At 52.8% G+C, this 25473-nt stretch carries 19 protein-coding genes; 5 read left to right on the plus strand and 14 right to left on the minus strand.

What is annotated here, in order from left to right:
• Positions 1–38: 38 nt before the first annotated feature.
• The 9 genes from CA13_RS02010 to CA13_RS02050 form a co-directional block, all read right to left on the minus strand.
• The gene (locus CA13_RS02010; protein WP_146394314.1) at positions 39–1208 is read right to left on the minus strand and encodes a redoxin domain-containing protein; all 1170 of its coding nucleotides are present in this window, start codon (positions 1206–1208) and stop codon (positions 39–41) included.
• A gap of 516 nt (positions 1209–1724) precedes the next feature.
• Positions 1725–2204 carry a flagellar export chaperone FliS gene (locus tag CA13_RS02015; RefSeq protein WP_146394316.1) on the minus strand — a complete coding sequence of 160 codons (480 nt, stop codon included), beginning with the start codon at positions 2202–2204 and terminating at the stop codon, positions 1725–1727.
• A gap of 44 nt (positions 2205–2248) precedes the next feature.
• On the minus strand, positions 2249–5029 hold the full coding sequence (gene fliD / locus CA13_RS02020; protein WP_146394318.1) for a flagellar filament capping protein FliD: 2781 nt from the start codon (positions 5027–5029) through the stop codon (positions 2249–2251).
• Between the two features lie 237 nt (positions 5030–5266).
• The gene (locus CA13_RS02025) at positions 5267–7381 is read right to left on the minus strand and encodes a flagellin N-terminal helical domain-containing protein (protein ID WP_146394320.1); all 2115 of its coding nucleotides are present in this window, start codon (positions 7379–7381) and stop codon (positions 5267–5269) included.
• A gap of 807 nt (positions 7382–8188) precedes the next feature.
• A complete protein-coding gene (gene csrA, locus CA13_RS02030) occupies positions 8189–8419 on the minus strand; it encodes a carbon storage regulator CsrA (RefSeq protein ID WP_146394322.1) in 231 nt (76 codons plus the stop codon).
• A gap of 235 nt (positions 8420–8654) precedes the next feature.
• Positions 8655–10010 (minus strand): Gfo/Idh/MocA family protein, encoded by a 1356-nt coding sequence (locus CA13_RS02035; RefSeq protein ID WP_146394324.1) that lies wholly within the window; start codon positions 10008–10010, stop codon positions 8655–8657.
• A 442-nt stretch (positions 10011–10452) separates the two neighbouring features.
• Positions 10453–11223: a PIG-L family deacetylase gene (locus CA13_RS02040; protein WP_473087438.1), complete on the minus strand. Its 771-nt coding sequence runs from the start codon at positions 11221–11223 to the stop codon at positions 10453–10455.
• A gap of 639 nt (positions 11224–11862) precedes the next feature.
• Entirely contained in the window at positions 11863–12717 is an 855-nt protein-coding gene (locus CA13_RS02045) for a C39 family peptidase (RefSeq protein WP_146394326.1), read from the minus strand.
• 289 nt (positions 12718–13006) lie between these two features.
• Entirely contained in the window at positions 13007–13747 is a 741-nt protein-coding gene (locus tag CA13_RS02050) for a glycosyltransferase family 25 protein (RefSeq protein ID WP_146394328.1), read from the minus strand.
• Between the two features lie 328 nt (positions 13748–14075).
• Here CA13_RS02050 and CA13_RS02055 point away from each other — a divergent pair, with 328 nt between their 5' ends.
• The 4 genes from CA13_RS02055 (at position 14076) to CA13_RS02070 (ending at position 19179) form a co-directional block, all read left to right on the plus strand.
• Positions 14076–15326: a Gfo/Idh/MocA family protein gene (locus CA13_RS02055; RefSeq protein ID WP_146394331.1), complete on the plus strand. Its 1251-nt coding sequence runs from the start codon at positions 14076–14078 to the stop codon at positions 15324–15326.
• A 55-nt stretch (positions 15327–15381) separates the two neighbouring features.
• A complete protein-coding gene (locus tag CA13_RS02060; protein ID WP_146394333.1) occupies positions 15382–16080 on the plus strand; it encodes a HEAT repeat domain-containing protein in 699 nt (232 codons plus the stop codon).
• 90 nt (positions 16081–16170) lie between these two features.
• Positions 16171–17559: a HEAT repeat domain-containing protein gene (locus tag CA13_RS02065; protein WP_146394335.1), complete on the plus strand. Its 1389-nt coding sequence runs from the start codon at positions 16171–16173 to the stop codon at positions 17557–17559.
• A gap of 72 nt (positions 17560–17631) precedes the next feature.
• A complete protein-coding gene (locus tag CA13_RS02070) occupies positions 17632–19179 on the plus strand; it encodes an ASKHA domain-containing protein (protein WP_146394338.1) in 1548 nt (515 codons plus the stop codon).
• Here the strand turns inward: CA13_RS02070 and nagB are convergent.
• Genes nagB through CA13_RS02085 form a run of 3 tightly spaced genes read right to left on the minus strand, consistent with a single transcriptional unit; the run spans position 19166 to position 22069 of the window.
• Positions 19166–19903: a glucosamine-6-phosphate deaminase gene (gene nagB, locus CA13_RS02075; protein WP_146394340.1), complete on the minus strand. Its 738-nt coding sequence runs from the start codon at positions 19901–19903 to the stop codon at positions 19166–19168. The genes CA13_RS02070 and nagB overlap by 14 nt on opposite strands.
• Positions 19903–21345: an HD domain-containing protein gene (locus CA13_RS02080; RefSeq protein ID WP_419193834.1), complete on the minus strand. Its 1443-nt coding sequence runs from the start codon at positions 21343–21345 to the stop codon at positions 19903–19905. The genes nagB and CA13_RS02080 overlap by 1 nt, the downstream gene beginning before the upstream one ends.
• A 13-nt stretch (positions 21346–21358) precedes the next feature.
• A complete protein-coding gene (locus tag CA13_RS02085; protein WP_146394342.1) occupies positions 21359–22069 on the minus strand; it encodes a zinc ribbon domain-containing protein in 711 nt (236 codons plus the stop codon).
• On the opposite strand from CA13_RS02085, the gene CA13_RS02090 reads away from it, so the two are divergent.
• Positions 22068–22661, plus strand: coding sequence for a tRNA (cytidine(34)-2'-O)-methyltransferase (locus tag CA13_RS02090; protein ID WP_419193835.1), 594 nt, complete (start codon positions 22068–22070; stop codon positions 22659–22661). The genes CA13_RS02085 and CA13_RS02090 overlap by 2 nt on opposite strands.
• An 88-nt stretch (positions 22662–22749) precedes the next feature.
• Here CA13_RS02090 and CA13_RS02095 read toward each other — a convergent pair whose 3' ends face one another.
• A complete protein-coding gene (locus CA13_RS02095; RefSeq protein WP_419193836.1) occupies positions 22750–23700 on the minus strand; it encodes a DUF1573 domain-containing protein in 951 nt (316 codons plus the stop codon).
• A 370-nt stretch (positions 23701–24070) separates the two neighbouring features.
• Positions 24071–25363 carry a hypothetical protein gene (locus CA13_RS02100; protein WP_146394347.1) on the minus strand — a complete coding sequence of 431 codons (1293 nt, stop codon included), beginning with the start codon at positions 25361–25363 and terminating at the stop codon, positions 24071–24073.
• Positions 25364–25473: the final 110 nt, after the last annotated feature.

Genomic DNA, 25473 nt, shown 5'->3' on the forward strand with positions numbered 1-25473 from the left:
CGAGGCCAGCTATTTCCAATACAGCGCGAGTTTTTGAGCTAAGGCTGATAGGCTCCACTGATCTCATCGAGAATTTTCTTCAGCAGCACTTCTTCGCGAATCAACCCATTGTGACGAAATACAATTTTGCCGCCCGGTGCGACCAATACCGTGTGTGGCTCGGGGCCTTCCCACATCGGATCCAGAGCTTCGATCAGGGGGTCCATCGTCGCTTCGGTGTAAAGATAGTTGTTCGATGTTCGTCCCTCTGATTTTAGATAGGCTTGAAGCGAACGTGGCAAAGCAGCCCTTTGCTTGTCCAAGAACGCGACTACTTTCTCGCGATCTTTCGGCAGATCGGTACTGATCGTAATCAACTCAAAGTCGCGCATTCCCATCCGTCGCGAAACACGCACCAATCCCGGGAACTCGGCCGCACACGGTACACACGTGGTCGACCAAACGTTGAACAACCTATATTTACTGGTATCGTTTGCCACCAGCCCCGCGACGCCGTTTGCGTCAATGCCATCGAGAGTGACTTCGGCTTTTTCCCAACGTTGGTTGTCCTGCTCGACTTGAACGATCTTTTCCCGCCATTTGGTGGAGCATCCGAACGGTCTTGTTATGGGAACCGCAACAGAGGAACCCTCAAGCAAAGCCAAAATCGCATCGCGAGTGTCTTGTTTAGTCACCGTGGTGGGATCCGGATAACGCGAATCGTCGAATCGTCCGCGGTAACGAAGTGTTCGGTTGGCATCAAAAACAAAGACATGCGGTGTCGCGAGACATCCATAGCGTTTCGCAGTTGCTTGTGTCTCGCCATCATACAAATACGGAAACGTAAAACCATGTTCTTCGGCGTACGGTTTCATGTCTTCAAAACTGTCGTCGTACTTTGAATACCCAAGTTCATCGAGTCGAAGCCCGTCGCCGGAATTCGGATTAATGGCAACGATCGAAACGCTTTTGCCCCCAAGTTCCTTGACCAGCGTCATCAATCGCGGGTCGTGAGCATGGCACACCGGGCAATGATTCGAAGTGAAGTAGACGAGCAAGACATTCGATTCCGAAAAATCCGATAATTGCCAATTTCGCCCATCAATTCCCGGCAAAGAAAAGTCAGGTGCTGAATCACCTATTTCAAGTTGCTGGAACCCGGGCGGATTCTCAGCCAAAACGCATGAAATCGAACAAAGGGATACCAGTAACAACAGCAACAGTCGCATCGCAGCTCCACGTCGGTTGGAAGGATTGGAAAGAAAAGGGGGCTGGGGATATGCATCCTTTCGCTCGCAGACCTTCCGACAACACGTCAACGAGATTCTGCTGGCGAAAGCTCATTCGGCTAATTGTAGCCGATTGGCAGCCCGATGAAGGGGGCGAGATATGCCGTCGCAATTCACATGCACAAGACGCTCGAACTTTGGCATGCGAGCTAGCAGCGAAAACCGGGATGCAATCCGCATGACTTGAATCGCAATGGAGCCTGATGGTTTCAGGTCATTTACCACGCGGAGCTCGAGCCCGTCGATTGAGAAACGCGACGAGAGTCTCGTCGCTCGCCGCATCAGAAATTCTTCCGAGGTCGTTGCGATGCCTTCGGTTTTAGGTTTGGAACACATGAAAATCGTTGGCTTGATACTAACGATCCGTCACATTCCATCAGGCACTCAACATGCCGGGAACACGAAGAATGCCGGGAACACGAAGAGCGTCCCGTGACATCGAAACATCCCGAATGTTTAGCCCTGCAGATTTAATCCGCCTGAAGCCGTTGCGGCCTGCGAAACCGCGCCGTTCTCGTTTGCAACGACCAACCGCCACGTCTCCGCTTCGACTTCCAAAACGAGACGAATATCGTCAATCGCATCGGCGTCACTGGAAAGTTCCGCGTTGATCAGATGTTTCGACAAAAACACGTACAGGTCTGCTATTTTACCGCACACACCTTCGTCTGATGTGACCCCCGAAAGAAGCTCCGTGATCAGGTCGAGCAGCCGAAGCGATTGCTCGTTCGACCCTTTCTTCCCATCGTCGCTTCGCCAGTCCTCCGCAAGCTTTCGCGCGACTTCAACGGATCGTTCGAGCAACATCAAACGCAAACGACCAGGCGACGCGCTTCGAATCATCGAATCAAGATACTCATCCGACTTTCGACGTCGCGGGCCAGTATAGCCGCTGGGCTGAAAATTCGATGCAGCGTGTGAATGAGTGTATGACATAGACTTAATTGCCTCCATGCAATGAAAAAGTCAATATTTAGTAGTTAACTGTCGCTGTAAAATGAAATCGGTTCGATTTGGGAAACGATCGATGCATTTGATTGCAGCTTGGATATCACTTCTTCGGTCCGGTAGAACTGCGTCAATAAGCGTTCTCGTTCATTTTCAAGTCGCTCATTCATCGCATCCACGCGTTCATTGTTGCGTTCAACCTGTTCAGCCAATGTCGACGATCGATTTAACAACAAACCTTCGTCCACTCCCGCGATACGCTCGGTCAAGTCGTCAACGCGTCCGGCAAGTCCGGTGTCCGTCGTTGAGAAAAATGCATCCACTGCAGCCGCATTTCCCTCGAGTGTCTCTGTTAATTTCTCAGCATCCATTTCAAGTTTTCCTTGATCGTTGATGCGAATACCGACTTGCCCCAACGAACTGAATTCACCGGCTTGTATGACGGAACTGGAAAACAATTTCCCGAAACTGTTTTGGATTCGCAACGTCTCGCTCGAGCCAAACAACAAACCAACTTCTTCGGTTTCGGCGTTGTAGAATGTCAACGAGTCAATCTTATCGACCAAGTTGTTGTATTGATCTACAAATGTCTTGACGGCTGTGGTTGCCGACGCGGGGTTTTGGGTGACCTTGATCGTCACGGGGTCGGTCGACAATTCTTTGAGGGTTAGCACCAAACCGCCATCGGACGAACTCGTCTGACTTTCGCTATGTCCAATCAGCGCAGAGACCTCTTCACCACCGATGGTTTCGGTCGTAGCGGTCCCCGCAATGCCAAGTTCTGAGGCGGCTTTGCCGTTCCCAGCGTCTACGATTTCGAGTGTTCCTTCGCCGTCTGCTGTATCGACAATGGAGATTCCGTCGCCGTCCTCGTTGATGGATGCCGAAACGCTGATACCAAGACTATTGATCGCATCAAGCAAGCCTCCGACAGTTGTGATTTCCTCGGTTCGAAGGTTGACGGCACTGACGTTTCCGTCACTGTCCTCAACCGTGAAGCTGCCTAGATTAATTCCGCGGCCCGAGTTCAGTTCAGACAGCAATGTTGAACGCCCAATATCGGTCGACGCCGCACCCGTGTTGGCGAGGTCAAAGACACCGTCGGCCGACGCCACAAAACTCTCGGGCGCCCCATCGGTCGATACGGCGATCAAGGCGTCTTGGCCTCGCGTTTGCGTTCGCAAATCGAGGTTAAACCCTTCTGCATTAATCGCCAATTTCCCAGCATCACCCGCCGTATCGCTTCGAATACGTAACGAATAGGTACCGTCGTCATTCGTTTGAATCGACGCAGTCCCATAGCGTGCGTCTTCATTGATCTTGTCGACCAACGTCGTCAATGTGTCATCAGCGGTGACTTCGATCGTATCGGCTTGCGTACCGACGAGTGCGGACACACTCGCACCGCCGATCGTTTGTTCGGTTGCCGTTCCAGCAATGCCAAGTTCAGTGGCAAGTGTGGACGATGCCGAGTCGGCTATTTCGAGAGTCTCCTCGCCGCCCGCGTTATCAACAATCGCAATGCCGTCGCCCTTTTCGTTAATCGACGCAGTTACATCAACGCTCAATTCATTGATCTTGTCGACTAAATCGCCAACGGTCTCGATTTCGTCGAAGGCCAAGTTGACCGCGGATACCGCACCAGCGCTATCGGTAATCGTAAAGCTTCCGCGACTGATTCCTTTGTTGGCGTTGAGATCGGCAATTAGCGTATCATGAGTGACCGTGGGACGGTTCAAGCTTTTGCCGACCACGATATCATCCGTTGTGGTCGCTTCGAGCCCGAGTTGGGAAGCGGTGTCATCGACCGAAGAAATCTCAAAATCGCCGGCGCCGCCCGAGACATCGCGAAGCTGGAAACCAGTTCGCGAATCATTTAGCTTTGCAATGAGATTTAGGCCCGAACCTTGGATTGCTTCGATGATCTCGCTAGTGGTTGTCGCGCTCGACAAGTCGATACTCGCACTCGACCCGTCCGACAAGGTGATGTCAAGGTTGGTCAATGGATCGAGACCGCTGCCGCCGTTAAGTTCGGTTAGTGCGGCTCCACGGAGCGAGCTGACTCCGTCCGGCAAATCCAGTTCGATTCCAGTGACTTCATTCTGTGCTTCGTCGATACCCCAAAGCCCCAAGTCGGCAGCCGTCTCGGCATCGCCAAGCTGTTCCACTTTTAGATTATTCGCTGTGCTACCGGTCAAATCGATAAGCTTCAGAGCACCGTTTTCGGTGGTTGCACGAACATCGATGTCTGCATCGTTGATCGCCGTAATCACGTCGTCGATCGTTCGAGCGTCAGCGAAATTGATTTCGGACGAGTTTCCCGCGCGATCGGTGATTCGCACCGTACCCGATTCTACCCCCCGGCCGTTATTCAAATCGGCGAGCGAAACGGAATCGTCGAGGAAGCTGCCTGTTGGATTGATCGATAATGTGCCAGCAAACCCGAGCGCTGTTTCGACGTCATCGAATCGTTTGAGCGATCGAACGTCGTGCGTCCCCGCGTTTTGAATGGTCCGAACGACATGGGTTGCCGGTTCCGCATTGTTGCCTGCGGCAGCGGAAATGACGTCCGAATTAGAGGAATCCGCCGTTTTCGCTTGAAAGACCGCGGAACTACTCAACCTGGCGGCTGAAAGTTGGACGCCAATCACCGAGGCAGTCAATTCGGCAATCGCCTGCTGGCGTGAGACCAACGTTTCCGTGCGCGCGACAACCCGATCGCGTGGCTGTGCGCTGATGGCAATGAGTTGGTCGACGGTGCTTACGATATTGGTCCCGGTGACCAATCCAACCGATGATTGTAGTCGGCCCATAGGATAATTCTAAATACGTGGGGGGAGGGGGTTTTGGAGTTCACGCTAAAACGCGTTTCTTGTGTTTGGTTGCTTTGACGTAAATAACTGGTCGGACAAACCTAAAAACGGAACTCCAATGGCTATCATCGTCCATCCGTAGGGATCGAGTTGACTCAAATGCAAACGGCCGGGCACGGATTGCTCCGCGTCCGGCCGAACGCTATCAAATGATCGTCATGTCAGTTGCGGTCGAGATTATCGAAGCAACGAGAGGACGTTTTGTGGATTCTGATTGGCCATCGACAATACGTTGGTACCCGATTGAGTCAGAATTTGAGCACGTGTCAGTGCTGCCGATTCTTGTGCGAAGTCGGCGTCACGAATCGAGCTTTCTGCTTCTTGCAGGTTAGCAACGGTATCTTTCAAACTGACCATATTGCTTTCCAAAGTCGTTGCTTGGAATGCACCAAGACGACCGCGAAGGCCAGTCACTTGGTCAATCGCTTGCGTCACGATTTCGGCTGCTGCGTTTGCATCATTCGAAAGCGATGCACTGCCACCACTACCGAGTTGGAACAATTTACCAGCGGTTCCGCCCAGACGAGCCGAGCTGACACTGCCGATACCAATACGAGCTTGTTGGTTGCTGACGACGTCGGCACCAAGTTGGAACAAGGCACCACCACCGGTGATCGAGAAAGTCGACGTATCGGTTTGATCCGCTTCCAATTCAAGCTGGACATCCAAAGTCGCCGTGTTGAGCGAAATCTTGTTGCCCTTGGTTGTTGCTTCGCGACCGTTGATCGACGCTTTCACGTCGGTACCAACCGATCGGGCACCGTTGGCAAAATTTCCACCGGCACCTTCTTGAATCACGCGAAGGTCAACCACACTGTCGCGGCCGTATTCGGTGCTGCGAAGTTCAAGCTGCGTTCCGTCAGCAGCCGCTTCAATACCAGTTGCATCTTTCACCAAGTTGATTTGCGAAACAAGTTGGTCGAGCGTTGTACCCGCCGAAACGTTGAACACTTCCGAGCCGTTTGTACCGCTGAGTTCAAAGACCACGTCGGCTTGAACACCCGCAAGCAATTCGTCGGTACCACCGGCTAGGTTGGTGATCGTTGGGTTCGCATAGGCGGCATTGTTAGCATCAAAATCGGGTAACGCACCCGTTTTAACAGCACTGAAGTCCGCCAGATCGTCAATGGCAGTCGTCACAGCATCAAGATCCACGACATCCGTGTCTTCGACAGTTACCGTCAATGTATTGGTACCACTATCGAAAGCCGCAGTCGGCGTCGTCGTGCCATCGGCCTCGACCCATGTAATCGTTCCATTGAACGCGTCGTCTTCGAGCGTGCTAGTAATATCGATCGCAGCCGTATCATTGATTGCTGCGGCTCCCGAAGCAAACGTTCCGGCAGTCGGGTCGGCATCGGTGCCGGCGACATTGACCGCGCCAATGCTAGCGAAAGCAATGTCGGCGTGAGCAGCTAAATCGGTCGCGGCCGTTGCTAATGTCTCACCCTCTTCAAGAGTGATCGTAACCGTGCCGGTTCCAGTATCATCAATCGCGATCGATGAATTCGTGCCGTTGGCGACCGTATCGATTACGACAGCGTATCCGTTAAAAGCGTCATCAGCGTACGAACCACCGGATTTAGCAGTCAATGTGAAGTCGCCCGCACCGCCAGTTGAGATCGTACCCGTCGTCGATTGTACAGCAGGCGTTGCTTCTTTCGAGAATTCGATTTTGCCGGTGGCCTGAACACCATCAACGGCGCCAGCGGTGGCACGGAAACCTTCGATATCGACGCTGGCTTTCGTTGCAGCTTCGGAGATGTCGACGGTCACGTCAACGCTACCAGTCGCACCAAGGTTTGCTTGGTCAATTTGCAACGTCTTAATGTTGGTTGCGTTCGTGCCGCTTTTGGTGATAAAGTCAAGGCCGCCATCAAGTAGTTTCCGGCCTTGGAAAGTCGTGGTTTGAGCAATACGGTTGATCGCTTCCAGCGACGAGTCAACCTGCAACTGGTTCGCCGCAACTTCGTCGTCACTCAGTGCACCCGTATTAGCCGCTTCGACAACCAAGCCACGGACGTCGCTGAGAAGCGAGCTGACCTGACCAAGAGCACTATCGGCAGTCGTGATAATTTGATTTGCACGATTAGTATTACTGATCGCTTTGTTGAAGCTACCGATTTCACTTCTCAGTGCTTCACTTGCAATCAAACCAGCAGGGTCATCTTTACCGCTGTTAATACGGAGACCAGTGCTCAAACGTGTTAGGGCGGTTTGCAAGTCGTTGTTGTTTTGGTTCAAACGGTTTTGAGCAACAAGCGACGAGACGTTAGTATTAATTCTAGTCATGGTTTGATAAACCCTTTATTTTGTGCGGCGAATCGCTAATTTAAATTTGGATCCGGCCGCGACGGACCGGCGAAACAGACGCTGCCCGATTTGTGTGGCCGAACGTCGGTCACTCGTAGTTTGGTAGGCTTATTCGTCTTAAGTAACATCGGTCATTAATATGCTATCGACACAAAATCTAATGAGAATTTGTGCTGCTTCTCCCGATTGGGGGCAACAGATTCCTTAAGAAGCGCATAACCCCTACCTTTTGCCACGGTGCCCCAAACGCAACCGCGATTTCGACCACATTGACTGAACAAGTGTGAGCAAAAACCGGCGACAATATCATGCCGCTTGCATGACAACATTCAATAGAATCCCCCGCGAAGAATGCCGCTCTGAACGAAACGCTTTTTCACAGCATTGAGTGAGCGGAATCTCAGTGAGCCGGAATCTCAGTGAGCGGAATCTCAGTGAGCGGAATCTCAGTGAGCGGAATCTCAGTGAGCCGGCCGCCAAACGGATTAACCCTAGAACACGCAGGAAGCGATGGGAAGTTAGACAAGAGATGTTGGGTTCTATAGGCGTTTGATCGTGGCGGCTTATTTGACGACGATCATAGAACCGACAATCAAGAAACCTCGCGTGAACGAACGCGGGCCCGCTCCATCGATAGTGTGGTGTAAACCCGAATATCACCACTAATACGACGACTAGACTCATTCTAGCACGATGGAGCGAACCAAACATGATACGCGGACGCCGGGGGGGGGAACGACGAGCCGCTAGTAGAAAGCACCCTAAGGTTGACCGTAGCCTAGGCCTTTATTGTTGGCCTTTACCGGGTCGCACATCCTTGGTTGCGCCCGTACCGGTCTGGGATGCTTTGCGATTTTCTCGTTGAATCGCGTCGTAAACTTCTTGTCGATGGACGGGGATCGACTGCGGAGCTTCAATCCCTAAGCGAACTTTGTCGCCTCGGATATCAACAATCGTGACGACAACATCGTCGCCAATCATAATGCTTTCATCGCGGTGTCGGGAAAGGACGAGCATGGTGCCCTCGTGGAATTGGATGGGGATCGGGATTGAATATTTAGGTGTGAGGAATCCTTCCTTCACAAATCATTTCACAAGAGCAAACGCAATTCGCTTCCGCTCCTTTGGAACAATACAGTGATCGTCGTTCCCCCAGAGAATATTCATGCAAGCATTCCAAAGTGGGGCCATGCCGATCGTGATGGTTGCTCACAAAATGCCCGGTAAACCCATCATGCCAATTTGGGGGCGCTCACGAATCCGTTGCCGGATGCACATAGGGAGCTCGGTATGCCCTCTTCAGCATCTTCGTCGCTTCCTCATCGCCCAACACCGTATGCGTTTCCGGATCAAAGTCGAACGTTCGCCCAAGCACCATCGCATTGTTCGCCATGATGCATGACGCACTACTAATGTGGCCCTGCTCGATATCGGCAATGGGTTTTGTACCGTGGTCGATTGCATCGAGAAAATCTCGCATATGACCTCGAATCGCCGATGCGACATGCAACTCAAGTTTCCAATCTTTTACATCGGAGATGTCCGTCGGATACTTTTGAGTCTCGATCACCGCATCGCCATGTAACGGCTTTCCACCACGGTGTGGAATGAAGTCATACTTTTGGACACTGAGTTTCAGCGTTCCCTTGGATCCATAAATGATGCCCGCCCAAGGATATTCGGGATCGGGTGCGTTCCCCCAACTACGGTGCGTCCAAACAATATCCATGTCATCAAAATCGAATGTCGCCGTTTGCGTATCCGAAATGGTTGCAATCGATTCGGTATCAACCAAGATGCCACCGGAACTGGTGATTCGGTTCGGCCATCCCAATCCCATTTGCCAACGAACCATGTCAAGCATATGGACACACATGTCACCGACAATACCATTGCCATATTCCATGTAGGCACGCCATCGACGTGGATGAATATATTCATTGAAAGGAATCTTTGGTGCCGGCCCGACCCATTGGTCATAGTCGAGGTAATCGGGCGGCGCGATCGTCGGCGGGTTCTCACGTAACCGCATGTGGTAGTAACAACAGACTTCGGCAAAAGCGACATCTCCCAACAAACCGGCGTCGACGATCCGCTGTTTCGCTTCGATCAAGTGCGGCGTGCTTCGTCGCTGGGTGCCGACTTGTACAACTTTTCCGGTCCGCCGCGCCGCATCCAACATCGCTTTGCTTTCCAGCACATCGACGCCAGTCGGTTTTTGACAATAAACGTGCGCCCCCGATTCAACCGCAGCAATCATTGTCAACGCATGCCAATGATCGGGGGTCGCAATCAAGACAATGTCCAAATCCTTTTCGGCCAGCATATCCTTGTAGCTTGCGTACACTCGAGGGCGTTTCTTCGATACTTGACGCGCCTCGAACAAATCAGCTGCTTCCGATAGCAAACGTGAATCGACATCGCAAAGCGACACCACTTCCACTGGCTCGACATTCATCAGTTGCAACAAGTCACACTTGCCATACCAACCCGTACCGATCAATCCAACCCGGCGAGGTTTGGAATCGGATGCCGCATGAAGTCGAGAACCAGCCGCCGCAAGCGAAGCGGCAGCAGCGGTACGAGCCAAAAAATTACGACGGTCCATTTGCGAAACACTCCGGTATAACGAAAGAAGCTGTAACTGCGCGGTATCCCCGCCTCGGTACATGACCTTTCATGATTCTCTACGCGGGCAATCGTTCGTTCCAGCGTTGCCAATCGATCAGCGTTGTCGATCTATCAGTGTCGTTAATCGAATCAAAGGCAGGATCAAGAAGGTGCTCATCACACCCCTTACATTTCAACGGGGACGGTTCAGTATAAACCCCCAATCTACACAACGCCACAGATGTCGGTTTTATCGAACCGACAATTACCAACCTACGCTCCGATCATCGCGCGGACATGATGACCGGGAAAATTCGCGTGTGCCACCTCAACGGGCCCAATTGCTCAACGGGCCCAATTGCTCAACGGGCCCAATTGCTCAACGGGCCCAATTGCTCAACGGGCCCAATTGCTCAACCGGCCCAATTGCTCCTGCGATATTAATTGGTTGTGCCGGGGCCGAGCGCAAGGGTAACCATCAAGTCGTCGACCGCGAATGGCTTGGCCGCTGCGAATGATTCACCTGCCGAGACGCCCGCGGCCGCGCCCGTGACGGTTGCGGCGGAGCGGACCCGGTTGACGATATTCGGCTTGTGCTCAAATTGCGTTTTGTAACACAGAATCGACTCAATTTTTGCTTCGATCGTATCACTGATGTCGACAATTTGGTGATACGGGTTTCCATCGATCGTGTCGGGATCGACCGCTAAGCGGTAATACAATTGTCGGCGGATTGAATGGACAGGCAGGTTCGGGAAATACTCGTCCCATTTGCAAAGCCGGCTGTAAAAAACGGCTGCATCAGTAATTTGCATCGCTTGCCAATGATCGGGCGACGCCATCGGCGTCTTTTCGCCAAAGCCAATCACTAAACGGGGACGATATCGCCGAAACTCTTTCGCCAAGGCAACGCGTGATTCAAAACAATCGAAAAGACGGCGGTTAGACAATCCGAGCTGAATCCGTTTATGCACTCCGAGAACCGCTGCTGCCGCTTCGGCTTCCTCGAGCCGAACGGTCGGCCCAGGCGAATGGGGAGTCGGTTCGCCGTCGGTCAGGTCGATGATCCCAATCCGGTAGCCTTTTCCGGACAACTTTGCCAAAGTGCCACCACAAGCGATCTCGACATCGTCTGGATGAGCCCCCACTGCAATTAGATCCAACGGTTCCGGCAGCGACATCGATGCGGTCTCAGTCTCAGTAGCGGTCACGACGCAGGTCTCCTTGCGGACAGTCACATTAAATAAACAGAAGGGCTAGCAGGTTGCGCGACGGTCATTTTTCAAAAAGGCAAATATGCCGTGATCGCTGCGACCGGCACGACCCCAACTCGTCGCCAAATCACGCAGCGAAAGTCATCGAAAAGGATGAAGCTTTCCTTCCAAACCCTCGGAGCTGAACTACTCTTAGAAGTGTAACAGCAACGCGACGACGCCAAACATGTTGCATCAAAAACATTGTACACGGCGGGGGGTTGCACTACAGCGGGACGCCACTCAACAAGCTTAACATCACCAGATATAAAAGCGTCCCCCCGTGCGAGGCGGGGTCGGTCTTTCGGGATCGGCCTCGCCTTTTTTTATGAGCCTAACTTCGCTTTTCTATGCGGTTCCTCCGACAAATGAGTCGGCGACTTTCGCGGTTAGTCAGGCTTGGTGTCTGCCTCAGCATACTTGCAAAGGTCCCCGCTCAGCGGCATGTGGTCTGGATGCCATTGCACGCTTCTCGGAAACTCCGCTCTCAGGAATCGTTGCCTGAAGCGATTTAAAAATTGAAAAACAAATTGCCGATCGACCAACGGATACTGTCTTTCAAGTCCAAATAGAGCAAATCTCCATTGCGACTTTTATCTACACTTCGAACAAACAAAGTCTTACCGGAGTCAACCCGCCGCGACGTCTCGAATCGTAAAGATGCGTGAGCTCTTGGCTGGGATTTGCGGCACCGTTGCCAGCCGCAATCGCAGGGTCGTTAATAATGATGTCCTTCTGATTGTATCCAACTGCCACCACCCAATGATCCTCGAGTCCATCGCCACTCGTTCCATAATCGACGCCGATTAATGTTGGCAAGTTTTGCCACAATCGTTCCATAATTGTGTCAATAAAGTCGCTTCGTCGACGATAGTTTGGCCAAGTCAACCTCGGCTTTCGACAACCAGGCGTTTGCCCTGCATCAAACGCCTTTTGCCAATACAAGTTGTTGCCCGAGTACCCGTTGTTGGCATCAAGGTATGCGTCCAACGTTGCTGGGTTGATGTCGTGTCCGTAATATGCCAAACACATTGCAACCGAGCACATCGCACAACCTTTCGAAGCGATCGTTTTGTTGCCCAACTTGATCGAGCCCCATTGGGGATCGCCTTGCCGGAAATGCGGCACTTTGCGGCCACCGTTGCGGACCAACGTAGCAAACCCCGAATCCCGCTCTCGACCTTTCTTGTCATCTTCTTCGTACCAATCGAGTACCTTCCAAGTCAGTGGGCCGACGATGCCGTCGGTATCGAGATTCTCACCGATGATCTTTCGGGAACGATATTGGTTCGCTTGGGTTTGAAACTTTGCCACCGTCGCTTTCGTTCCGTTGCCAAACTTTCCGTCGACCGTAATGTCAGGCCGCGGATCGATGAAACGATTTAGCATCATCTGCAATTTTTCAACGTCCGAGCCGCGGGTTCCGAAAAGTAAATTTCGTCGGTCGCTCATGGGTTTGTTCCGAAGTAGTTGAAAAGTAAATCGAGAAGGCTGTCGTGCGGCCTATCGAGTTGAGCAAACGGCCACAGCAGTGTTGTCGAGCGCACGGGGGAAATGTTGCGTGGAAAGAGCGACTTTTTCGATAACCCTCGACGGGCAATCGCGGTAGCGAGCACATAGATGGCCGTACCACCGGAGCCAAGTGTCCCGACACGAGCCTCAAGACGAGCTTCAATACGGGGCTCGAGACGTTTTGCTGCGGATCCTGCCAATAACCCGCCTAACAACGCCAGCAGACGGGCTAGCCCGCCGCCTTTGCGGATAACCGAGCGATCTGTGCGCGGTAGTAGGCACGGCTAAACTCACGCGAGACTTTTTCAAACGTCAGCCGTTTCTTTTTTCCCACTCCGATCGTGCTGCCGCCCAATTCGGTCGTCAAATCAGTGATCCCGGATGGATCAAGCGTTAAACAGCGAACACCGGTGATCCAGTGCATTTGCAATGTGGTATCGACCGGACGATCGAAACGTTCGGTGGCCGCCAGTAGACGTTTGGCCGCAATCCGTGTCACCCATTGGCCCGATGTTCGCAGCGGCGTGATCGTCGACAATAGCATCCGCTGTGCCCCCGATGCGGCAATCGAAATCACATCTCGTGGTACCTGGCGAACCGGCAATTGTACATAACTGTCTCGCGGTGCATGTGCCTTGATAAAGTCAATCGCTCGCTCAAACGGTTCGCCGTCAATCAAGACATCATCCTCCATGACCAAAGCTGCATCGAGATCTTGATCAACGATCGTTTGCCATGCCTTTCGGTGGCTTAAGAAACAACCGATCTCTCCGACGCGAAGTTCAAACGGATAGCGTGGTTGATGCAGATGCCGAGCGTAAACCGCGTCGATTTCCTGCTTTGACATTGCCGCCCCATCCACCGCTGGCAAAATCTCTGCAACAAGCGGCAACTGAGCAAGCAGGGATTGGGCATGAGCCAACCGCGTGGTTGCCCGTTGGAGACTGATCACCAAAGCGCGTGCCATCATCGTTTGTTCACTCTTCCTGTTTACGGGCTGTTGGAATACCCGATTCCGGGATACGTCTATTTTTCGCCGATTTTGGGGAATCCCTTCACCAGCGGAAACTCCATGGATCGTTAATAGCAAGCTTCGCCTTGCGGAGGCAAGACAAGACCAAGTTATCTCGCAAAACTCTGCACGAGACAAATTTGAGTCGAATTGTCAGTTCGAATGGCAGATCACTCGACATAGAAGCGTCATTGGGTTAAACATAGACTCCATCAACTTGAGATCCCTTATCACATGGATCCCCCTTCCCCCTTCCCTCCTTTTTCACTCGTGAAAGTGTCCAAATATGGGTAATAACAGCAAATCGCTGCGCAATTCGTCCCCGCATTCGTCTCGGCGCGAATTCATTAAGAAGACCAGCTTGGGTGCCGGTGCTGCAATTTCCGCTCCTTACGTCATCACCTCCAACGCACTTGGCGCAGACGACGTGCCACCAGCAAGCGACCGAATCGTCATGGGAGGCGTCGGCATCGGTAACATGGGACGTGGCGACCAAGGTGCATTCTTGGGCCGAAAAGATGTTCAATATGTTGCCGTTTGTGATGTCCGCACGAATGCCCGCGAGGAAGCGAAACGGAAAGTCGACGACAAATACCAAAACACCGACTGTACCGAGTACAACGATTTCCGTGAACTGATGGGGCGTACCGACATTGACGCGATACACGTCGCAACGCCCGATCATTGGCATGCCTTGATGGTGATCGAAGCTTGCCGAAACGGCAAAGATGTCTATTGTCAGAAACCGGAAACACGCACCCTCGCCGAAGGTCCCGCAATGGTCCAAGCGGCTCGTCGCTATTCTCGCGTCGTATCGGGTGGCAGCCAACGTGTTCTTCAAGATTACCGCAAAACCGTGGAACCGTGCTGGAACGGCGAACTCGGAACGATCAAATCGATCAACGTTAACGTTGGCCCACTATCACAAGACTGCAACTTGCCAGCCGAAACACAGCCCGACACGATCGATTGGGACCTTTGGCTTGGACCTGCACCATGGGCACCTTACAACAAGGCTCGCTGTGACGGCAACTTTGGCACCAGCGGTGGTAGCTGGCGTTCCTATATCGACTATTCCGGTGGCGGCATGACCGACTGGGGCGCTCACCATTTCGGTGGTGCAACGTTCGCGATCGACGTGCGAGAATTGCAACCCGAAGAGGTTGTCTATCACGAAGACGAGAACTATTTGACGTTCCGTTATCCCGGCGGCAAAGAATTGACCCACAACAAACCCAACACCGGAAACATGGTGGTGGTAGGAACGCCGGGTGAAAAGATCGATGCGAAACCTCTCCCAAGCTACAAAGGCACCGGAGGCATTTACGGTGACTTTATCGAATGCGTAAAGACTCGCGAGAAACCGTTTCGCGATATTGAGTTTGGTATCAACACGGTGGCGGTGAGTCATCTAGGCATCATCGCCTACCAATTGAAAAGGTCGCTCAAATGGGATGCTGCGGCGCAGCAATTCCCAGATGACGCCGAAGCCAATCGGTTCCTCGATCGCGCACGCCGCGAACCGTGGACCCTGTAAAAAGACCTTTTCAATTCGCATTCAATAAACTAAAAAAACACTGAGGATTTCGATTATGTTGGACCAAGCTCTTGAAGCCCTAAAGACCTACGATTGGGGCAGCGACCTAGCACCCGTCAAAGCGATTGACGAAGCGATCTTATCATCCGCCGACGACGGCGCGGCCCGAAGCGAACTCGAAAAAGCATTGGCGGCTGTCTTGGACAGTGACGCGTCTCGCGATGCAAAAGACGTGGTTTGTCGCAGACTGATGCAAATCGGTACCGCAGCATGCGTCCCTGCTCTGGCGAAATGCCTAACCGATGAAAACCTTTCGCACATGGCGCGCTACGCGCTTGAACGAATCCAAGCACCCGAAGCGGCTAAGTCACTACGTGATGCTTTGGATAGCGTCAGTGGCAATTTGAAAGTGGGCGTCATTGGATCTTTGGGCGCACGGAAAGATGCCGACAGTGCAGCCCAACTTGCCCCCTTGCTCGGCGATTCGGATACGAAAGTGGCTCGCGCCGCTGCGATTGCGTTGGGCGATATCCAAACGGTTACCGCGGCAAAAGCACTCGGTACAGCCAAACCGAGTGACGAGTCGGTGAAAATCGCCGCGGTCGATGGATCGCTAGCTTGTGCCGAAGCGATGTTGGCCGAAGGCAACAAAGGCGAAGCGATGAAGCTTTACAAAGGATTGCTTGCCAACTCGCCCGCCAAGCACGTCAAACTGGCCGTCACTCGCGGCATGTTAGCGTGTGCCGGCAAGTAGACTTGTTTTTCAAAACGTCGCCTTTCGATCAACGAAAGGCGACGTTCTTTTTTTGCAACTAAATCCTTCCAAAACCAATCCCCTACCCTGATGAATCCTACCCGCCACTTTCTGGTTTTCCTTTTAGCGTTCTTCTCCTTGTTCGCCTCGCTTCGCGTGGGGCATGCCGAACAGGAAGCCAATAGCGAGTTAGTCTCGCTGATTCTCGAATTGCTGGCCGACGAGGATTCAGATGTGCGGGCCTTGGCGCTAGAACAGATTCGCAGCGAAGCACCGGGAGAGACAAGCACGCAGAAATTCGCGGCACAATTGCAGCAGCTTCCCGCGGATGGACAAGTCGGATTGTTGCGGGCATTGGCCGCACGCGGGGATGCGTCGGCACGCCCTGCGATGATCAAACTGTTTTCATCGACGGATGATCCAGCGGTCATCGAAGCCACTATCAATGCGATCGGTTTAGTTGGCAATGTCGAGGATGTCCCGATGTTGACCGGACAGATCGCCGGAAGCGACGACACACTCGCAAAGGCCGCAAGCGAAAGCCTGATTCGATTGCAAGGAGACACCGTTCCAGCGGCAATTGTAGCACAGCTGCGAACATCTGCACCGGAGATGCAAGCGAAATTGATCGGAGTGTTGGCCCGACGACGGGCACTCGATACGATCCCCACAATGCTCGACGCCACCGTCAGCACTTCTGCCGTCGTCCGCCAAGCAGCGATGACTGGACTAAGCGAACTTGCGGGGCCTGATGACATTGCTGCGATGCTAAAGGGGGTCATGGCAGCCCAACGCGGGAAAGAGCGTGAAACGGCGGAAAAAAGAGTGATGATCGCGTGCCAACGTATCAAGCGACCGGAGCAACAAGCGAAACCGTTACTCGATGCGATGCCAAGGTTTTCGGGACCCGACCAAGTCATCTTGCTTTCGACTCTCGGACGTATCGGTGGCAACGATGCATTGGCAATCATCGAGTCGGCAATCGCAAACTCGGACGCAGTGAAACACGATATGGGTGTGAGAGCACTTTGCAATTGGCCAAATGCTTCCGTAGCAGAACAATTGATCAAACAGATTAAGTCCGATGTCCACGCGGGCCACAAATTAAGTGCGCTTCGTTCACTGATTCGAGTCGCGCCATTGGCAGACGGCCGAGACGACATCGAAAAACTAGATCTACTCAAACAAGCGATTGGAATGTGCCAGCGAGACACGGAAATCCAATACGCACTGAGCCGAACCTCAGCGATCCGGATTCCCGAGACATTGCGGTTCCTGTTGCCATACACGGATCAACCGAAATTTGCGGAAAACGCTTGCTTGGCGATCGTGGAACTTGCACATCACCGGTCCGTGCGAGAGCCTAATAAGGAAGAATTTGATGCGGCACTCGACAAGGTGATTGCCACCAGCAAGGATGCTATCGTCATCGATCGTGCGAACCGCTATAAGGAAGGCAAAACATGGGTCCGTCCTTAGCATGGACCGTCACCCGGGTTCGTAAATCGTTACATCCAGGGTCTGAATCGATACCTTTAGCGTGCGAATCCGATGCGTGATGTAAAGATAACCCTCAAACCATCCGACCGCACGCTTTCGGTGCCCCTTGGTTCCTGCTTAGAAGACTCGCTGTATGATTGCGGATTCGAATTTCCTTGCGGTGGCGGTGGCACTTGTGGCAAATGTCGCGTTCGAGTCTTAGGCGGTTGCCTCGATGCAAACCCACTCGAAGTCGATCTTCTAGGTCAATCGGCGGTCGACGAAGGTTGGAGGCTCGCGTGCCAAAGCATTGTTACCGATGACGTGACATTGCAAATGGCCCAGTGGGACGCCAGTGTCTTGTTGGACGAATCCGCGATCGAAGTCACGCCGCGCGATGGATTGGCGATTGCAATCGATTTGGGGACGACCACTATCGCGGCGCAATTGGTCGACTTGCAAACGGGTAATGTCTTAGCTGTTCAATCCGACGTGAACCCCCAGGCCGTTCATGGCGCCGACATCATGAGTCGCGTTCGCTATGGCGTCAACGACAATGGTGACAATGAACTGCAACAGTTAGTCCGCCGTAGGCTTGGCGAGATGGTCGAGGAACTTGTTCAACAGACCAACTTGTCAAACGCCGTGTTTGCCGAAGTTGCCATTGTTGGCAATACCGTCATGCACCACCTCTTTTGTGGTATCGACCTGACGCCGCTTGCGAGTTGTCCGTTCAAACCGAGCCGGTTAGGTGCAGAAACCTTTACCGCAGCGCAATTGGGGTGGAACGTCCCTGGTTCACCGAAGATTCATTTCTTGCCCTGCCTCGGTGGATTTATCGGAAGCGACGTGTTGGCCGGTGTGATCGCGACACGGATGGATCAATCAACGCGGCTTCAAGTCTTGATTGATTTAGGCACCAACGGCGAGATCGTCGTTTCAGACGGGAAACGCATGCTGTGTGCAGCGACCGCTGCGGGTCCTGCATTCGAAGGCGCACGGATCCAAATGGGAATGCGGGCCGCCCAAGGGGCGATTGATCGAGTCGATATCGCCGACCATGACACAGCTGACCCCAAAACAGCGTCCGAGTTCCAATGCCACGTCATTGGTGGCGGAAAACCAAAGGGGATTTGCGGAAGCGGATTGATCGACGCCGTGGCATGTGCATTGCAAATTGGACGGGTGGAGCCTTCCGGAAAATTGAATCACGACGGCAACCAACGAATGCACTTGCACGACCTGATATCGCTTCATCAATGCGACATTCGAGAATTACAACTCGCCAAAGGAGCAATCGCGGCTGGCGTGCAAATGTTACTAGGCCAACTCGATCGAAAAGTCGAGGACGTCGACGACGTCTTCCTTTGTGGAGCGTTTGGAAACTATTTGGACATTCCAAACGCGACTCGTTTGGGGTTATTGACTTTCGATCCACAAAAGGTCATCGCGATGGGAAACACCGCGCTACTGGGCGCAAAGACCGTGCTACTTTCATCCAAAGACATCGACTCTCGCATATTGGACGTCTGCAACCGCATCGAGCATTTCGGGTTGAGCGAGGACCGCGAGTTCATGGACGTCTATGTCAGCCATATGCCCTTCCCTATTCAACGGTAGCGGCATCATTGTCTAATACCACCGTCACATGGTCGTGCGTTTGAAGCCACGATGCAGGCAAATCAACGCTCGGCGATTGCTCAAATGCCTGAGCTACGACCTTCGCTTTCGACTTCCCGGTTGCCAGCAGCACAATGTGCCGCGATTCGAGAATCGTGCCGATGCCCATCGTAATCGCTCTCCTGGGAACTTGATCGGCCGAGTCAAAAAAGCGAGCGTTCTTGCGGATCGTTAGTTCTGCTAAATCGACTACCGACGTTCTCGAATCAGGCAACGACCCAGGTTCGTTAAACCCGATATGTCCGTTGTGCCCAATTCCAAGCAATTGGCAATCCACCCCACCGACCATGCGAATCTCATCGTCGTACAACTTCGCGTGCGCCGCGGGGTCTGCTGCCGAACCATCGGGAACGTAAGTTCGCATCGGCGAAAAATTCACATGTTTGAACAAATGGTCGTCCATAAAACAACGAAAGCTTTGTGGATGCTTCGGAGCAAGACCGACGTACTCGTCCAAATTGAAGGAGGTCGCTTGGGAAAAATCGACCCGTTCGTCTCGGAAGGCGTCGACCAATAATTCGTAAGTTCGAATCGGCGTTGAACCGGTTGCCAATCCCAAAACGGAAGCGGGTTTTTCGGCGATCGTCGCGATGATAATCTCGGCGACTTTGCGAGATGCGGCTTGGGCGTCTTCGCACACGACGATGTTTGGTGGTTGTGTCACTAAATAAGCTCTTTATCAGTTTCTGCGATCGCATCAAGAAGAAGACTTGTCCATGCGTCCGCAGTGGGAATCGTTTGATTTACAGAGGACCGAATTTGAGGGTGAACAAAAACACGCACTCGTTTGACTTGGTTGTCGAATTGTTGAAAAGCCAAGGCACGGGCCACAGGTGAAACGTCGGCGAGCGTTTCGGCGCTGGCGACGCCAAGATTGGCTTGGCTAATCACATCGATATTAATATCCACTTCCAATTTCGCGGGTGGGGCATCGACGAGAATCTCGGTGGACTGAATCGTTTGGCCAGTTAAGTCCGTCAATCGGTCCGCCAATTTTTCGGAGCATTTGACCAGCCACCAATAGGGACGTCGAGCGATTTTCCGGTGGACGCTTTGCTCCATAATGCCCTCACGGCTTTGGCCTGAATCGCCGCTCATCGAATGGAACTCTGCAACCCGCTTATAAAGCCGGCGCGTCTTACCGAACAAGCCGTCGACCAATTCCGCCGTGTTCGTTTGAGAATCGCCCACCGAGTTCGAAACAAGCGACTGTAACTGAGCGATCCAATCTGCATCGGACAATTTGAAAGTGGATTCAAGCTCAAGCGAGCGCGACTGACGATGGTGAATCGAAAAAACCGCTCGTTGCAACATTGCAGTGGCCGATCGGACGGTGTGGTGCCAATAGACTTCGCTAAACATGACATAACGAGCGAACACCATCATCTCCGCCGCGGTCCGTCCTTTATCGCCGATCGCAAGTGTTTGTTGTAGTGGATGCACACACATCGAACTAATCAATCGCCCGACATCAAAGTTGCGACCGTAGGGGACCCCAGCGTGCAAACTATCTCGCTGTAAATAATCAATTTTATCGATGTCAATCGGGCCACTTAGGCAACTGCGGAGAAACCTTACTGCCTTCGTGGGGGTGACGTCCTTTGACGCCTTTTTCGGTTCAAGCAAATCGATCACATCGCCAACGCCACAGCTCCAATCTTGGTCAATACAATCCGCGAGTTCCGAATTTTCGATCCAATCGGCCACTCGCGATTCGTGCTCATGAAGTCCCCGCAATCGCATATCCTCGATCGGGTGGCAAAACGGCCAATGTCCTACGTCGTGCAATAGTGCGGCCAAAACAAACGCCTCCGCCATTTCGGATGTCAGCATCGCACACGCGGATCGGTCCTCTGCAAAACGTGCCAGCAACCGAAGCGAATTGAGATAGACACCAAGCGAATGTTCTAAACGAGAATGAGTCGCGCCGGGATAGACAAGCGAGACCATGCCCAGTTGGCTGATAGATGCAAGTCGACGCATCGGCGCCGTATCGATCACTCGTCGAACACGAGCCGACAACGGGACCCCATCGGCGGGTGGGATTCGAACCAACGACGAGGCTTGATTCAATTGGGTGACTTCGGGAAGCATATTACCGCTCATTGGATTGCCGCGTCTAAACCGCTGGTGAGATTCCTGCCAACGTGACACCACTGACGAGCGCTAACAATACTACCGTCAAAAAATACAAACCGGCTAGCGTTAAACCGCCGATAACTTCCAACTCAAACGTCGCCACTGCTATAAAAGCCCCGATCCCCAACATCACGCAGAAGATGATTCCGAACACGGTATAGGACATCTCGGCGGCATGATCGAGTTCCAAGACATACGATGGAACGAACGCGTACACAATCCATACCAGCGCCAGAAGTAACGACGAGAGAATCACGCGGTTTCTCAGTTCGTCCCCTCGATAGGGTTCCAATTCCTGGTCATACACGAACGAATAGCCGGCCCAAACCAATGGCGGGGCCAACGCAACCAATCCAATGATTTTCGCCCAAAGCGGAGGCCCGGCATCACTATCCCCCCCTGCCAAGCGGAAACCTAACGCGACGGCAAAGACGACCAACACCGAAACGATCGTAAAGATCAAGCCCTTTCGTGTAACGTTGGTTTCGACTCGCGCGATCGGTTTGAGGACGCTTTGACCGCTCCGGTCCTTCGGTGCATCATCGGGCTGCTCATGGATTACGACCTCCTCGTTCTTGTCCGGAACCGTTATGGTGTTCTTGCAACTCGGGCACGGACCTTTCTTACCAGCGAACTTCTCGCTGACTTGAAACCGTTTGAAACATTTTGGACAAGTGACTTGGATCGGCATGAATCAGAATCAAGAAATACGAGAGTCAACGGATAGTGGCGACCAGCGATCGAGGGTGGAGCCAGTAATGGGAGTTCAGCCAGTAATGGAAGCCCAGAGTATAGCGAATTTGCCAACCGCGCACGTGGTGTTATACCAACCCGAAATCGCGCAAAACACAGGAAACATTGGCCGCACTTGTGTTGCAACCGGTGCAAAGCTGTGGATCGTGCGCCCGGCCGCCTTCCGACTCGACGATAAGCGACTCCGCCGTGCTGGGTTGGACTATTGGCAACATTTGATGCTGCAAGACGCCATCAATTGGGAAGACCTAACCAACCAATTGGGCCAGCGACGGTTCTTTTTCTTTTCAAGGTTCGCCAAAACGACGATTTGGGATGCAAAGTTTGAAAAGGGAGACGTGTTCGTTTTTGGGAGTGAATCATCAGGGTTGCCTGACGCTATTCTCGACCGCGATGATCCGCGGTCGCTAAGAATTCCGACCACGGACAAGGTTCGCAGTCTAAACCTCGCCACCACAGTGGGGGTGGTACTTTACGAGCACCAACGACAAATGCAATTGTTGCCAGCGACCCAACATGAGTCACCATAGTGATCATTGTCGAAACGGCGCCGTTATCTCACGCTTTTACGAACGTCAATAACATCTTACGAACGTCAATAACATTGTGAGTTCCAACCTAATTTTCGCGGATATCGGCCGTTAGAAGCGCCTTGGCTTCGACCGATTTCGCACCCGAGGTCTTAATAACCACCGGCTTTCGTTGGGACCCTTCCGCAGAGACTGCGGTGAACACCGTGTCCAAAATCAACGTCTTTTTCGGTTCCGTTGGCTTGACGAACTTCACCTCCCACCCTTCGCACTCAATCGAGTCGATAATCACGGGCTCTTGACTACGAATCACCAAACGTTTTGAAATCGGTTGGCCGAGTTTCACCCCGCCAAATGCAATCGATTGCGGCGAAATGTTCAGCAAGCTTTCCACTTGCCCTTCAACCCGAAGTGGAACGCGTGGCATCGAACGGTCATTGGTCACCAAAATCAGTTCGTCTTGGAAATAGCCCGCTGGCGCGTCCTCGCGGATCGTTACGCTCAATTCGTAGTCGACTCGACCGCTGCCACGGCTGATTTGTTTGTACGATGGCATCATCCATGTGTGATTGCTGATCAAATCGACCACTTGCCAATCGTCGCGTCCGGCGTACATCACCGTCGATTTCTCGGTCGTGGACTCACCTTGTGTGACTTTGCCGAAACTAACTTCGCCGGGATGGAACACCATATCACTACGGATATAGCCGTTTACGACCAAGCGAGCTTCGGCATAAAATGGTCGATCGATCACGACCGTTACCGTCGCACCGCGTTTGCCTCGGAAAGTGCCGGTATTAAACCGAGCCGTGACGAAACCTTCTTGATTTGGTTCGATATACTCCGTTCCAACGATCCCCGTCGTGCATCCGCAACTGGTTCGAACCGATTGAATGTGCATGGGTTGCGAGTAGACATTCTTCACAGGAAATTGGAATTCCGTCTTCGCTGCTACTGCTACGGTCCCAAAGTCATGCGCCTTGATCGGGAAAACCGTGTCGCTCCAATCGGCAGCCGAAACGAGCGAAGGGGTGCACACAATAACAGCTATCGCAACAAGACCGAAAACCGTTCGTCTCGGATTCCCAAAATTTAGAGCATTCAACATTTGTACTGACCCGTGTGTTCGCCGAGTTGATTTGCTGAGGAAGATGTTTCGGTAGGTTGGGGGGGCGGGCACAAGTCCACTGAACGCGGCAACAACGGACTCATCCTCCTATCAAGGTAGCGGTCAATTGCATTCGGGCAAGTCGCTCCACACCAAAAGGGGGATGTTTTGCAACTATTAAGACGTAACGCTTACACAAGTTACGAATATCTGGGATACATGGGTATTGTGGCAGGATCTTTTTCGGTGAGCAGCCTAAAAAGGGACTCCATCGTCGCTGAACCCAATCGAATCTCGCCGTCTATTTACCACTCCGCTCCGAGACATTTAGTGATTCGATCAGCTCGCGAGCCTTATGGTGGGCGACCATTCGCGAATTTTCATCGCGAAACCCAAGGCTATGGTCACGGAAAAGCAACCATGGGTGAGCCTGTAACTCCTCGAACCCGGCCAACCGCGGATCAATTTGGCGTCGATGCAATAGTGAAGCCATCGCCACATCACAAACCAGAGTGTGCAGCGTCGCTTTTCGCGATGGAATTAGCTGCCAAGCGTATGCGGTTCGCGAATCGGAAAGCCGCGAGAGGAGAACCGCATCAAGGTCAAATGAACTTTCGATTTTGTTTGGCTTCGAGCCTTTCACTTGATCGCTTGGCCCGGCGGTGAAGCGTTCCAAACCAGGTTCTAATGCGGTCGCCGCCAACATCGCGGTAGCCTGCCATGCGGGCGGAAAACCGGGCTCGCGCAATATCTGAACACTAAGCTCCGCTGCCAGTTCAGTACAGCGATACCGCATCGCGATCTTGAGCTGATCGTTGAGGTTACCCGATTGTGAATGACCCCTTAACCATTGATCGACTAACCGCGCAATCACGTCAACCTCGTCCGACTTAGTTGGAGTCGGCCCCAACCCACTGTGCGAAAGCGACGACATGATCCGCTGGGATGTAAGCGAAATTGTTTGTTTTGTCGCCAATTTGCGGTCCTTTGGCAAACAATCAGCAAACAGCAGAAGGGACCAAGCGATGATGTCACCACTATGGATCGAGTAAGTCCGATTGGCGACGTCGGAATCATGATTGGCGTGGTAGCGAGTTTTCACGGATGGTTCCGCACTCGCTTCACGTTCGATCATTCGATCGATCCGAGCCGCATAGCGGTCATACAGGTTGGCGTAGAAATCGCGACTCGATGAATCGTCGCCAACGATACGTGAGAACTCGGTCCACCCGTTTAGTTTCACCTCAGCGGCATCGAAATTCGCATCGCGCAAACGGGCCACTTGGAGATCCATTGCTTGTTGGCGAATATCGTCGAGCAATCGCTGGCATTGAAGGCGAACTTCAAGGTCCGCATCGAAGAGTCCTTGCCCGAGTTGCTTCATCAAGACGTCTCGCTCGGTATCGTCATTCGATTTGGCGAGCAACCATGAGTGGGCATTTCGCCGAACGGCATAGTCATGCGAGCCGAGCTTGGCCTTCCATTGTCCGATAGCGTAATTCGGTGGCGAAGGTTCGGCCGCGACAGCGTTTTTGGAAAAGACGACGCTCGCCAGTAGAACAAATCGGATTAGATTAGCGGTCCAGTGTGCCATACCCCCCGATTCTAATTCGGCGATGCCAAAAAGCACTGTAACGAGGCTGACTTGGGGGCTGAGAGCGACCGCTCGTTTGCGGTAAACTGTGCAACCGTCACAATCCAACC

It is taken from the genome of Novipirellula herctigrandis, assembly GCA_007859835.1.
Classification (GTDB): domain Bacteria; phylum Planctomycetota; class Planctomycetia; order Pirellulales; family Pirellulaceae; genus Novipirellula_A; species Novipirellula_A herctigrandis.